The sequence below is a fragment of the Robbsia andropogonis genome, from assembly GCF_000970345.1.
Lineage (GTDB): Bacteria > Pseudomonadota > Gammaproteobacteria > Burkholderiales > Burkholderiaceae > Robbsia > Robbsia andropogonis.
Genome location: NZ_LAQU01000016.1, coordinates 106288 through 119190, shown reverse-complemented (window position 1 = coordinate 119190; position 12903 = coordinate 106288). Strand labels below are relative to the sequence as shown.

The window sequence follows — 12903 nt, the reverse complement described above, 5'->3', positions numbered from 1 at the left end:
GTGCCGCGAACTGTACTCGCTCATGCGTCAAGCGATGCGAGATACGCTTTGCCCTTCTCCGCGTCGTACTGGCGCTCCCATCTCGCGATGACGAGCGGCGCCAGCGCGTTTCCCACCACATTCAGCGCGGTACGTCCCATGTCCATCACGCGGTCCACGCCAGCGATAAACGCGAGCCCTTCGAGCGGCAGCCCCGCGCTTGCAAGCGTCGCGAGAAGAATCACAAACATGAAGCCTGGCACGCCTGCCGCGCCCTTGGACGTCACGACCATCGTCAATACGAGGGCCATCTGTTCCTGCCAGCCAAGATGAATGCCATACAGCTGTGCGACGAACAGCGTGCCGATGCCGAGATAGATCGATGCGCCGTCAAGATTGAACGTGTATCCGGTTGGCACGACGAAGGTCGTGATGCTCTTCGGCACACCATAGTCTTCCACCTTTTTCATCAGCTGCGGCAGCACGGTGGCCGAACTGCAGGTTGAAAACGCAATAATCAGTTCGTCCTTGATAATCCGCAGCAACGTAAAGATACGAAAGCCGAACAGCCGTGCAGTGATGCCGAGCACGACAAGCGCAAACAGCGCGATCGCAAGATACGTGACGGCCACCAGCTTGAGCAACGGCAACAATGAACCGAAGCCGAAACTCGCAACGGTCACCGCAATCAGCGCGCACACGCCTATCGGCGCGTAATACATCACCATATTCGTCACCTTGAACATGGCGTCCGCAATGCCCTTGAGCATGGCGATCACCGGCTTGCGGAATTCTTCAGGGACCGATTGCAAACCAAGGCCGAATAGCACCGAAAAGAAGATCACCGGCAGCAGGTCGCCTTTAGCCATCGAAGCGAAGATGTTGTCTGGAATCACGCCAAGCACGAGGGTCATCAGGCCATGATGACCCTGCACCTGCTGCGTTGCCTGCTGATAGCGCGAAATGTCGGCGTGACCGAGCTGCGACATGTCGGTGCCGACACCGGGGTGTAGCACGTTACCGAGAATAAGCCCGAGCAGGATGGCGATCGTCGTGATCACCTCAAAGTACACAAGTGTCTTCAAGCCAATGCGCCCGAACGATTTGCCGTCTCCGACACCGGCGATCCCGACCACCATGCTCGTGAATACGATCGGCACCACGATCATCTTGATCAGCTTGATGAAGACGTCGCCGGCGGGCTGCAACAGACCAGAAATAGTTGCGTCCCGTGCTTGCGGAAAGTGATTCAACACCAGTCCCGTGGCGACGCCGATGACGAGACCGATCAGTATCTGCCATGCGAGTCCGACACGGGGGGTGCGCTCGATAGGGTTGCCAGGCGGGCTTTCAATGACGGTATCCATGCTCTCTCCAGATTGGGGGCGGGTCAATGGAGGAACCTTAAGCAACCGAAATAAGTAATAAAAGCGATTTTTTTGTATGAGAAACTATCGCTTTAATTCATGAAAAGAATCGTGCGATGCTGACGTTCAAGCAGATGGAAGCACTTTACTGGATCGTTCAACTCGGTTCGTTCGAAGCGGCATCGAGCCGACTCCACACCACGCAGTCGGCTGTTTCGAAGCGGATTCAGGAACTCGAACGCGCCTTCGACCTGACGCTATTCGATCGCGCGCACCGTAGCGCGAGGTTGACGCAGAAAGGCGAGGAGTTCTTCGCGTACGCCAAGGAACTGCTCGATCGGCGCGACCAGATTGTCGAGCGAATCAGCTCAAAGGAGGCGCTGGTGCGCCAGGTCCGCATGGGCGTGACGGAACTGACCGCATTGACTTGGCTGCCCCGGCTGATCGGCGCGATCCAGGCGGCTTATCCGAAGGTGGTGGTCGAAGCGGAGGTGGATTTGAACGCGACGCTGCGCGACCGGCTCGCGGCCGACACGATCGATATCATCGTCGTACCACAAATCCATAGCAACGAGTCCTTCGTCACGACGCAGGTAGGCGAAGTGGAGAACGCGTGGATGTGTGCGCCGGCGCTGGCGCCGAAGCAGGACGCTCTTCCGCTCGCCGAGATTGCGCAGTATCCGCTGATACTACAGGGTGGCCTATCGGGAACGGGCTTTATTTATAGTCGCTTCCTGCAAGAGCACGGGGTCAACATGCAACGCATTCTTGCAAGCAATAGTCTGGTCGCGCAGATCGGGCTGACACTCTCAGGCCTTGGCATCAGCTACCTGCCGAAGGCGTGCCTGAACCACATGGTCACACGCGGCGCTCTCGGCCTTATTCAAACACGACCGGCGCTGCCACCTGTTTCATACGTCGCGATGCATCGCGCGGAACAGCCGTACTCACTGAATGCTGAAATCGCCCGGCTCGCTGCGCAGTGCTGCGATTTCAGCTTAAACCTGCTCGATCCGGGCCGACACGGATAGACTGAAGGAACCGCCATTCACCCTTTGTTGCTGTCGGCCTAAGTGTGATCAACCCGAGAGAACGCCAGCACGATGACGCGCGAGGATATCCGAGGTGGGACCGCAAGCGTACGCCCCGCCTCGATACATCCTTATTGCCGCTCCTCGCCAGTTTGAACACGCCGCTAGATGTCTTCGGGCGAAGATTTAACGGATCGCATTCAACTACTTACACGACACGCGGCAAAGGCATCGAGTAACGCCATGGCATCGGGCTCCTTTTCGAGATCCACGATGACGCGCTGCAATGTCGTCAAGGACGCATCATTGGACTCAAGCCCGTAACGCATGCAACGTCGAAACTTATCCACTACCTCGGCTTCGCTCATTGGGTCGTTCGGTGCGCCTTTGATTGTCTCGCGACGCTTCTCGATGATGCGTCCATCGTGCAACGTCAAGCGTACTGCCGCCGGCGCAATATCCGTCGGCTCGATCGTCGCGCTTTCCACCGCGGTAAAGCGCGCGCCCCAGGCAAGATCAGCCGCCCGGATGCGCTCCGGCAAGAAAGTCTCGATCGATACCACCCCGTCCACCAAGGCGGCGGCGAACGTGTAGGCGGCATTGAACTGTGCATGCACAACGGGATTCGGATGCGTATTGTCGAAACGCGCACCAACAATCTGTCGATTGACACGGCCCAATTCGATTTCGCCGCTGACAATCTGGTCTGGCGTCAATCCGTCGGCGCGACAGTCCAACGCCAACTGGATCACCGTATGCGTGCAACGGCAACAAGGATAAGGTTTCATGCTGAGATCGCGCAAATGCCACTGCCGCCCCAAGTCCTCGAAGAGAATCTCCGGGCGTATCTCGTCACGTTCGTACAGCTTGAACAACCCTGCGTTGCCTTCCAGAAAGCGTGCCGGACCCGTCAATCCATTCCGTGCCAGATGCGCCGCCAGCACCCCGGAGCGCGCGGCGAAACCCGGCCCCATCCGCTTTGCCAGCGCGCCATCGGCGATGAATTGCGTCGTGCCGCTCAATTGCGTAAAACCCAACCCAAGTGCGTCCAGCATCTTTACCTCATCAAGGCCGAACAGATAGGCGCAGGCTGCCGCGGACGCGATCGTGCCAAGTGCGGTAGTGGGATGCCAACCCTTGCCCAGCGAGTTGTAGCACGTCAGGCCCAGGCGGCAAAACAGCTCGACGCCAATGGCCAGCGCCGCCAGAAGACGCTTCCCATCGATTGGCGACGTCGTTCGAGACGTATCGACGGCGTCCGCCTCCACCGCCGCCAACACGGCCGGCAAGACGACGCAAAATGCATGAATACGCGCGGGATCGTGCTGATCATCAAAATCGAGGCTATGCGCCGCTGCACCGTTCGCCATTGCCGCGCTGACGGGATTCACTTTGCGGCCATCCAACAAAAGTGTTGCAATGCCATCGGTTTCCCACGCGGTCAGCGCCCCGATCAGCGCCCGCATGCCGGGCGCCTTCGCGGCGCCGCCGATTACCCCGAGCGTATCGAGGGTAAACGCCTTGACGGTCTCGACGACCTCCGGTGGCAAGTCCTCGAAGCACAATGCACTGAGCGTCTTCGCCAAGGTTCGGCCCGGCGCTTCCGGCATCCGGTAGGGCACCGGGGCCTGTTGATCTGTCGGCATTGCACTATCCTTCAAACTGGTGTTTCTTATTGGCGAGCGCCATCAATGCGTCCCGTCATGGATGACCGCATCCGGCGCGGCGCGCCGTTCAGCGCTTGCATCCTCGCGTAGGAGATCCGCAATTTCCTTGCGCAACGCGAGGAACGACGGGTCCAGCTTCACATCGCCGCGCCGAGGGCGCGCAAACGGCATAATGATTTCCCGCAGCACGCGCGCCGGACGTTGGCTATAGACCAGGATGCGATCCGCCAGATAGAGCGCCTCCTCAATGCCATGAGTCACGAAAAGGACTGTCTTGGGCTCCGCCTCCCAAATCCGCATCAATTCTTCCTGCAACCCGTCCCGGGTCTGCACATCCAGCGCGCCGAATGGCTCGTCCATCAATAGCAACGTCGGCTGAATGCAGAACGCGCGGGCGATGCCCACACGTTGCTGCTGACCACCGGACAACTCATGCGGCCAGGCTTCTTCATATCCCGCCAAGCCGACCAGTCGTAGATACTCCGCCGCGCGTTCGCGCCGTTCGGCCTTCCCCACGCCCGCTATTTCAAGGCCGAAAGCAACGTTGTCGATGACCGAGCGCCATGGCAGCAACTCGGCGCCCTGGAACACCATGCCGCGCCCGGTTCCCGTCTTCCCTGTGATGTCTTCACCGTTCAGCACCACGCGGCCACTGTCCGACCGCACCAGACCATTGATGATCTGAAGCATCGTCGACTTGCCACAGCCGGACGGCCCGAGCAACGCGACAAACTCACCGCTTGCCGCCTCCAAAGACTGCGATACCAGTACCGGGTTACCGTTGTAGGCCTTGGAGATGCTGGAGACGGTCAGCTGCGCCATATCAACCCAGCTCCTTTAACGCACGGTCGAGATAAGTACGATCGATCACTTTGTGTAAAGCAACCGTGCCGCGCAGTGCGCCGGCCGACTTGTAATAAGGAATCACTTTCGCAACCTGGTCGGCGGTGAGCGTTTCCATGTTTCTAGGAAATGCATTCATCGTGGTGGTCAGCGTCGTCCATACCGGCTTCAACGTCGCCTCGTCAGCCGTCTTCAGATCTTTCGATGAAGCATATTTCGCCGTCTCGGCCTGATACCACGCGAAGTCCGCATCGGTTTTGCGGAAAGCGGTCAGGCCAGCCTTGATGACGTCCACAGCGGCGCGTTGGTTTTCCGGTTTCTTCAGCCACGCTGACGTTGCCATCAGCACGGCGCTGTACCAATTACCAAACTCTTCCCATGGCTTTACCAGAATGACAAAGTTTGCGTCTTTTTTCTGCAGCTCAGCAGCCTGCTCCAATTGCATCGGCACCGCATCAACCCGCCCGGCGAGCAACGCGCGCGCACGATCGCCGGAACTGCCCATCTCGATGAAGTTGATTTTTTTCGCATCGATCTTGCGCCTCTCCAGCGCGCCCAGCAGCATGACCTGCATGAAGTCGCCGATACCACTGACCGCGATCGTGCCACCGTTCTCGGCGATGGCTTCCAGACTCTTTACCTTCGACTGGTTGACCACGACCACCTGAGAGCAGTTATTGTACGAGAGGCCGATGATCTTGATATCGGCGCCCGCTTCAGCAGCCGCCAAGGTCGAAGCGATATCACCATCACCCAGGTCGGAAGTACCCGCGATCACTTGCTGCACGATCTGCGGAATCTTCGCGGTGAACTGGACATCGGGCACCGCATAGCCGGCCGTCTCGGGAAGCAGCGTACGGAAGGCCGACTGCATGGGAACGTTGACCGCGGAGCACGCCGCCAGCGTGCTGATCTTCAGCACGCGCCCATCCGCGGCGAACGCACGCGGACTGACCCCCAGGCCGGCGGACAACCCCGCCACCGAGGCAACCACACTCCCGACACCGCCCACACCCAAACGCAATATCTGCCGACGACTTATCGAATCGAACATCGCACACTTCCTCCCGTAGCATAATTGTGAACTTCTGCCGCCCTTCAACGCTTCCGCCGCGCCGCCGCGTACCACGGTGCGCTCCAATCAGCGAGCGCTTTCAGCAGACGGGTGGCGGCCGCACTGCACACCATCAAAACAACAATCAGCGCGAACAACGGCGCCGTGGTCAAGTCCAGCCCGGCATCGTTCAGCAGTTTGCCAAAACCGGTGCTGATAAACATTTCCGCCGTCACCATCGCGCGCAGTGCGTGCGTCAGGCCGATGCGCATAGCAATCATCGTATGCGGATGGAGTGCCGGCAACAAGATGTAGCGAAACACCTGCAACCGGGTCGCCCCGTAGGCGCGGGCGACATCAATGGATTTTGGGGATACGGATCGGGCCGCCTCCGACATCGTCAGGACGACATACCAGACCGTCACCACGAATACGATCGCTGTCGTCATCAACAGACCGCGACCCAGCATCACGATGAACAACGGCACCAGGGCGGCCGCGGAGGTGACCACGAACATGGCGGCCCACGGTTTGACGACGGCGCGAACGACGTGGATCCGGCCCATTGCAATCCCCAATGGAATGCCGATGACGACGGACAGTACATAGCCGATCAGCATCTGCCAGACCATCTCGCCAAGACCGCGCCAAAACGTGCCATCACGCAGGGTATCGTGCAGCAACGTACCAAGCACCTGGCTTGGCGTGGCCAGCAGGGCATCACCAAGTCCGGCACCGGCAGCCTGCCACAACAGGCATACCAACAAAATGCCCAGCGTATTCAATATCCACGACGGAATGCGCGTCACACCCATCATGCACTCCGCGAAAGCCAGCGGCACGCACGCCGCTCGATCAATAGCAATCCTTCCTGGACCACCAGTCCAAGCAACGCCAGCACGACCAATACAGAGAGAACGCCAGCGCTGTCGAAGCGGGCAGAAGCCTGCTTCATAATACCGCCGAGGTTGACCGTCGCCAGAAACAACTCAGCGGTGATCATCGCATTGACCGCACGAATCGCACCAATCCGCAACGCGGTCAACAAGAAAGGCAGGCATGCGGGCAACAACACCAGTTGGATCAATTGCCACCGTCGCGCACCGTAGGCGCGCCCCACATCGAGCAGCCGAGGACTGACGTCTCGCGCCCCGGCATCCACGACGATGATCATGTCGAAAACGCACATGATGACGACCAATGCGACACGTGCCTTAAAAAACAGCCCGTACCAGATCATGATGAACGGTGCCCACGCGACGCTGGGCACTGCATAGATCAGCGTGACGACCGGATCCAACAACGCATGCACGGTGCGCGATCGGCCCATCGCCAATCCCACAGGCACCGCGATGAGCACGGCGATCAAGTACCCTAGCGCCATATGCCCCATCGAGGCCCACAGCGCGGCCGGAAGCGAACCGTCGCCAATCGTGGCCGCTAGTTTGTGCAACGTCGCCATCGGGGATGCCAGCAAGACGGCGGATTGCGTCCGGGCAACTGCTTCCCATACGAACAATCCCGATACGACGGAAGCAGCGCCAAGTGCCGCGGGCATCCGCGACGCCGACGGGCGACCGCGTGGGGATCTCGGCACTGCGCAAGCGCGTGTTTCCCCCTCGGGGGCCATGTTGTCGGCAACGGTGCGATCGCCACCAGTGCGAGATGGGACGAGTCGTCCCTTGGGATGATGCGACTTCGTTGCGCGCTCGGTCATTCCGGAATTCTTTCCTCTCTTGCAATCCCACCGCTGGGACGTAAGCAATTCATCGCCCGTCGATGCTACATGCACCTACGCAAGCTCGGTCAACAATACCGCAATCCCGATCGCTCCACGTCGATTACACGCTAGCGGAACAGGTAATCGCGCCACATTGCCGCAAAAATAACGTGCGCATCCATCGTGATGCCACGATCATTCAATGTTCGGTACTGGCTAGTCGAATAGATGATGTTGCATATTACGTCATATCATCTCGAAAAAAATGCGCGATTGACGGAACTTATTACTGTCCGGCATAGTGCTGCATTATTATTGATAATGCATTGACCTATCTGATTGAAAAATAGCATAGTCGACTTATTTGGATGCCGCGGCAATCGCCTTTCGGCAAGGTGATCTAAGCGCGGCAGCGACCGAAAATATTGTCTGTTTGATTGATCATTTAATGACAACCTCCGATTCGCACCCTTTTCCTCCGGATCCCCATGCCGCCAGCGACGCGGGGCTGGGGCCTGGTGCATTGGATGTCTCAGACAATCGCCCTGCGCCCGTCAGGCTGATTGCACCGTCTTCCGATAACTCCGGCGGACGTCAGCCGTTGTATGCGCGCATCCAACAGTTCATCCGGAATGAAATCGCCAGCGGCCGCTTGCGCGAGGGGGATCAGATTCCCACCGAGTCGGATTTATGCGATCAGTTTCAGGCGGCTCGCGCAACCGTGGCCAGAGCGGTGCAGCAACTCGCTTATGAAGGGTTGATTATCCGGCGACCAGGCAGTGGCAGCTTCGTTTCGATTCGCTCGATTAGTGCCCCGTTGCATTTGACGCAGGTCACCTCCTTCGAAGACACGCTGGCAAGCGAAAACGGTCGGGTCGACTATGAGTTGCTCGGATTCACGATGCGCGCGATGGGAGAGGCGTATGGCGCGGCCCTTCGCCGGTCACCAGTAGAAAAGGTGTTCGAATTACGTCGATTGCGTTTAGTCGAGGAACAGCGGACCAGCCTTGAAATACGCGTCATTCCGTTGGCGATCGGTCGATCGATGACAGTCGACATGCTGCACACGCATTCGATCCATCAGATGCTCGAGGAACTTGGCAGACCGGTCCGTCAGGTTCTTGGAAAAATTCGCGCTAAAGTCGCCGATGCGATCACCGCGAGTCATCTTGACGTGGCATTGGGAAGCGCGCTTCTGATTCGTGACTACACGCTGCACGATCAAGACGGTGAACCGATCATCTGTGGTGAATCGTGCTATCGCGCCGAGTACCACATCGATTACCAGGTCATCCAAAGTGACGACCGTTCGCGGCATCGGTGAAGTACCCGAATCACTTCATGCGCCAAACCGTATGACATATCCGCACTGACTTGGCACCAGCCACTCATTCAGGAACGTTACGTAAGGTTACTCATCTCGCAATGCCGTAGCACCTGTGACGGAAGTGCCGCTCTACACTGGCTTCACATCGAAACCAGATGGTGTGACGTCAAGCAGCGATCTCTCCGCGATGCGACACGCCAGGACGGCTTCCGATCATCGCCACGCGAAAAAGCAGTGTGAATACTGCCGACAGCGCGGCACGGAATCACAGGAGAAAAAGCATGAACAAGAAGGCAATCATCGGCACGGTGCTGGGTCTCGGCGTGCTGGCAGCATCCACCGCCGCGTCGGCACACGTGGATGTGGCGATTGGCGTGGGCGTTCCCGTGTACGCAGCGCCGGCGCCTGTGTATGCCGCTCCCGTACCGGTCCGCTACGGCTACTACAATGACGATTGGCGGGCACGCCGCTGGCATGAAGAACGCGCTTGGCGCCATGAGCAATGGCGTCGCGAAGAATGGCGCGATTACCACCGCGGCTGGTAATTGCCGCACATAGGCGCGGGAGGGACAGGGGCGAGGTTTGGGTGTAGATTAGGGTCATACCGCGTCTATTTTGGCCTCAACGACCCATTACGCAATGATCCATTCCGCCCCTGATTCCCCCGCTACAGCCGCCATCGACATTGCGTCTCCTATGGGCGGCCAGCCTTATTATGTGCTGGTCTCGAACGCACTCGATGGTGCGATCGGAGTCTATCGGATGGATCGTGAGACGGGTGCGTTGACGGCGAGGGCCAGCCTGGAAACGGGCGATGCCGTCTCGGCATTGGCACCCAGTCCCGACGGACGCTACGTGTTCGCGGTCACAAAGGGGCCAAAGGCCGGTGGCGCGGGCATTGCAGTCTTTGCGGGCGTCGACGCGGCCGAACCCTTCTCATTGCTGCACCATACGCCCATCGCGCATCCGCTTGCCTACCTTACCGTGGACCCGTCGGGACACTATCTGGTCGGCGCCTCCTATCATCAACATGCCATCGTGCTTTATCGGGTGACCGATATCGTCAATGGTCATGGTGATCCGGTACAGGTCGTCGGCGACATCGGCCACGCGCATTCGGCCGTGTTTTCCGCGAATGGTCGAGACCTCTATATCGCCGCGCTAGGTGATGACGCCATTCATGCATTCGCATTGCAGACCTATCCCACGCTAACCCTGGAAGCGGGCCCTACTGTCACCCTACCGGCAGGCTTCGGCCCACGGCATCTGCGATTAAGTGCGTCTGAAACACGTCTCTTGGTATTGAGCGAACTGCAAGGCACACTGGCGACTGTTTCGCGTAACCCCGATAGCGGTGCGCTCGGCGACGTTCAGGTTGCGCCGATACCCGACGCGATTTCACACCTTCATCCTGGGGCGGCGCGTGGACCTGCCAAATATGCGAGTAAGGGGCCGGCGCGTCCGGCAACGTGCCTGCCGCCAGAGGATCACCATGTAGAACAGACGCGGGCGCATACATTCGCACCGGTGCCCGATACCTCCCGCGAAGGCGACGTATGGGCCGCCGATATCCACGTGTCGCCGGATGGACGCTTCGTGTACACATCGGAACGCACGACAAGCCAATTGATTGGCTATCGTCACCGCGCCGATGCGCATGCGATGGGGAACGATACGGCCGAACCGGCCATTGATTACTTCCATTCCGCGCATACCGAGACGCAGCCCCGTGGATTTCGTATCGATCCGCAAGGTCGTTTCCTCGTGGCCTGCGGAGAACGCTCACAATTGGTGAGTGTTTACCGTATCAACGTGGAAGACGGCGCATTGCAGCGCGTGGCGCAAGTGCCAGGCGGACGCGGCGCAAACTGGATCGAGATCCTCGCGCCGCGGTAACAGGCTGGGCGTGTGGCAATGCGGGCACCGGCACCGATCGCCCGCTACGACGTAATTTGAACGCCCTCACGACCACGCCGATTCTTCCGTGAACCGCGCCCGATCAGGGAAAGCCCCCAACGACATTTCGAGATGGTAGCGATACCATCGACCATCGGTGAAGACATATGCCACCTTTATCAATATGGAATGGTAACGCTACCATCGCTTCTCTTCCTCGCCAGACAGACATGTTATGACCACCAATAGAAAGAAGCCTGAGGACCTCCGCAGCTATCGCTGGTACGGCGTCAATGACCTGCGATCATTTGGTCATCGGTCGCGAACGGCGCAGATGGGCTATCACGCCACCGATTACATGGGTAAGCCGGTGATCGCGATCCTGAACACGTGGAGCGAAGTCAATTCCTGCCACACCCACTTCAAACAGCGCGTTGAAGAAGTCAAGCGTGGCATCTGGCAGGCCGGCGGCTTCCCGGTGGAAATGCCGGTGATGACGCTCGCCGAGCCATTCCAGAAACCAACGACGATGCTGTATCGCAACTTCCTGGCAATGGAAGCGGAAGAAGTACTGCGTTCTTATCAGTTCGATGGCTGTGTGTTGATGGGCGGCTGCGACAAGACCACGCCGGGGCTGCTGATGGGCGCGATCAGCATGGATCTCCCGACCATCTATCTGCCTGCGGGACCGATGCTGCGTGGCAACTGGAACGGCCGGACATTGGGGAGCGGCTCCGATACGTGGAAATACTGGGCTGACCTGCGCGCCGGTAATATCACCGAGGATGAATGGAAAGGCATCGAAAGCGGTATCGCGCGTTCCCCCGGTCATTGCATGACGATGGGTACCGCTTCGACCATGACCAGCGCGACCGAAGCATTAGGCATGATCCTGCCGGGCTACTCCTCGATTCCGGCGCCGGACTCGCGCCATGCACAGATGGCGTCGTTGACGGGTCAGCGCATCGTCGAAATGGTCTGGACTGATCAGAAGCCATCCGACATCTTGACGGCGAAGTCATTTGACAACGCGATCACCACGGTATTGGCGATGTCCGGATCGACGAACGCGATCGTCCATTTGGTCGCCGTCGCGCGGCGCGCCGGCATTCCACTGACGCTATCGCGATTCGATGAATTGTCCCGCATCACGCCAGTGCTGGCTAACCTGCGCCCAGCCGGCAAATATTTGATGGAGGACTTTTACTACGCCGGCGGCCTGAGGGCACTACTGGTGGAATTGGGCGATCTGATCGATGGTACGCAGATGACCGTCAATGGCAAGACACTTGCCGACAACATCGCCGGCGCCGACATCCATGATGACGACGTGATACGCAAACGTGACAATGCCGTCCTCGAACGCGATGGCCTTGCCGTATTGACCGGCAACCTGGCGCCCGACGGTGCGGTCATCAAACCGGCGGCGGCTGAACCGCATCTATTGAAGGCACGTGGACCTGCCGTGGTCTTCAAGGACTACAACGACATGGCCGCACGCATCGACAACGATGACCTCGACGTATCCCCACATTCGGTCATCGTGCTGCAGCATGCCGGACCCGTTGGCGCACCAGGCATGCCGGAGTGGGGCCAGTTACCCATCCCGCAAAAGCTGCTGAAGCAAGGCGTGCGCGATATGGTGCGGATCTCCGACGCGCGGATGAGCGGCACCAGCTATGGTGCCTGCGTGCTCCATGTGGCACCGGAATCATTCGTCGGTGGTCCGCTGGCGCTCGTCAGGGATGGCGACATTATCGAATTGGATGTAGAGAAGCGGCGTCTGCATCTGGACATCAGCGACGCCGAATTGGCTACTCGCCGTGCAGCCTGGGTCGCGCCAAAGCGCCCGTTCGAGCGCGGCTTTGGCGTGATGCATCAAATCCATGTCACCCAAGCGAACAAGGGATGCGACTTCGATTTCCTGGAGGAACCCGTGAAAGTAACGGCCATCCCGACCGACGAGATGCTGCAACACGGCGCACGCGATGAGCCAGAAATCCATTAAGACTACCGCCC

At 59.0% G+C, this 12903-nt stretch carries 11 protein-coding genes; 5 read left to right on the top strand and 6 right to left on the bottom strand.

The window, feature by feature from the left end; translation table 11 throughout:
* Positions 1–20 precede the first annotated feature (20 nt).
* On the bottom strand, positions 21–1346 hold the full coding sequence (gene gltP / locus WM40_RS15830) for a glutamate/aspartate:proton symporter GltP (protein ID WP_046153322.1): 1326 nt from the start codon (positions 1344–1346) through the stop codon (positions 21–23).
* A 116-nt stretch (positions 1347–1462) separates the two neighbouring features.
* Here gltP and WM40_RS15825 point away from each other — a divergent pair, with 116 nt between their 5' ends.
* Complete coding sequence (locus tag WM40_RS15825; RefSeq protein ID WP_024905102.1) at positions 1463–2377, top strand: LysR family transcriptional regulator; 915 nt, start codon at positions 1463–1465, stop codon at positions 2375–2377.
* A 200-nt stretch (positions 2378–2577) separates the two neighbouring features.
* On the opposite strand, the gene WM40_RS15820 is transcribed toward WM40_RS15825, so the two are convergent.
* Genes WM40_RS15820 through WM40_RS15800 form a run of 5 tightly spaced genes read right to left on the bottom strand, consistent with a single transcriptional unit; the run spans position 2578 to position 7658 of the window.
* Positions 2578–4023: an MmgE/PrpD family protein gene (locus tag WM40_RS15820; protein ID WP_081765124.1), complete on the bottom strand. Its 1446-nt coding sequence runs from the start codon at positions 4021–4023 to the stop codon at positions 2578–2580.
* 42 nt (positions 4024–4065) lie between these two features.
* Positions 4066–4866: an ABC transporter ATP-binding protein gene (locus WM40_RS15815; protein WP_024905100.1), complete on the bottom strand. Its 801-nt coding sequence runs from the start codon at positions 4864–4866 to the stop codon at positions 4066–4068.
* 1 nt (position 4867) lies between these two features.
* A complete protein-coding gene (locus WM40_RS15810) occupies positions 4868–5941 on the bottom strand; it encodes an ABC transporter substrate-binding protein (RefSeq protein ID WP_024905099.1) in 1074 nt (357 codons plus the stop codon).
* 44 nt (positions 5942–5985) lie between these two features.
* Entirely contained in the window at positions 5986–6756 is a 771-nt protein-coding gene (locus WM40_RS15805; RefSeq protein ID WP_024905098.1) for an ABC transporter permease, read from the bottom strand.
* Entirely contained in the window at positions 6756–7658 is a 903-nt protein-coding gene (locus tag WM40_RS15800; protein WP_024905097.1) for an ABC transporter permease, read from the bottom strand. Before WM40_RS15800 ends, WM40_RS15805 begins: the two co-directional genes overlap by 1 nt.
* A gap of 451 nt (positions 7659–8109) precedes the next feature.
* Here WM40_RS15800 and WM40_RS15795 point away from each other — a divergent pair, with 451 nt between their 5' ends.
* From WM40_RS15795 to araD, 4 genes are all read left to right on the top strand, one after another.
* A complete protein-coding gene (locus WM40_RS15795) occupies positions 8110–8985 on the top strand; it encodes a GntR family transcriptional regulator (RefSeq protein WP_157685819.1) in 876 nt (291 codons plus the stop codon).
* 284 nt (positions 8986–9269) lie between these two features.
* Positions 9270–9533, top strand: a complete 264-nt coding sequence (locus WM40_RS15790; RefSeq protein ID WP_024905095.1) for a hypothetical protein — start codon at positions 9270–9272, stop codon at positions 9531–9533.
* A gap of 94 nt (positions 9534–9627) precedes the next feature.
* Complete coding sequence (locus WM40_RS15785) at positions 9628–10884, top strand: lactonase family protein (protein ID WP_081765123.1); 1257 nt, start codon at positions 9628–9630, stop codon at positions 10882–10884.
* Positions 10885–11119: 235 nt separating this feature from the next.
* Positions 11120–12892, top strand: a complete 1773-nt coding sequence (gene araD / locus WM40_RS15780; RefSeq protein WP_024905093.1) for an L-arabinonate dehydratase — start codon at positions 11120–11122, stop codon at positions 12890–12892.
* The last annotated feature ends 11 nt before the right edge of the window (positions 12893–12903 follow it).

Coding starts and splice junctions, on each gene's coding strand:
- gltP (WP_046153322.1), bottom strand. CDS start 1,346: ATGGATACCGTCATTGAAAGCCCGCCTGGCAACCCTATCGAGCGCACC.
- WM40_RS15825 (WP_024905102.1), top strand. CDS start 1,463: ATGCTGACGTTCAAGCAGATGGAAGCACTTTACTGGATCGTTCAACTC.
- WM40_RS15820 (WP_081765124.1), bottom strand. CDS start 4,023: ATGCCGACAGATCAACAGGCCCCGGTGCCCTACCGGATGCCGGAAGCG.
- WM40_RS15815 (WP_024905100.1), bottom strand. CDS start 4,866: ATGGCGCAGCTGACCGTCTCCAGCATCTCCAAGGCCTACAACGGTAAC.
- WM40_RS15810 (WP_024905099.1), bottom strand. CDS start 5,941: ATGTTCGATTCGATAAGTCGTCGGCAGATATTGCGTTTGGGTGTGGGC.
- WM40_RS15805 (WP_024905098.1), bottom strand. CDS start 6,756: ATGGGTGTGACGCGCATTCCGTCGTGGATATTGAATACGCTGGGCATT.
- WM40_RS15800 (WP_024905097.1), bottom strand. CDS start 7,658: ATGACCGAGCGCGCAACGAAGTCGCATCATCCCAAGGGACGACTCGTC.
- WM40_RS15795 (WP_157685819.1), top strand. CDS start 8,110: ATGACAACCTCCGATTCGCACCCTTTTCCTCCGGATCCCCATGCCGCC.
- WM40_RS15790 (WP_024905095.1), top strand. CDS start 9,270: ATGAACAAGAAGGCAATCATCGGCACGGTGCTGGGTCTCGGCGTGCTG.
- WM40_RS15785 (WP_081765123.1), top strand. CDS start 9,628: ATGATCCATTCCGCCCCTGATTCCCCCGCTACAGCCGCCATCGACATT.
- araD (WP_024905093.1), top strand. CDS start 11,120: ATGACCACCAATAGAAAGAAGCCTGAGGACCTCCGCAGCTATCGCTGG.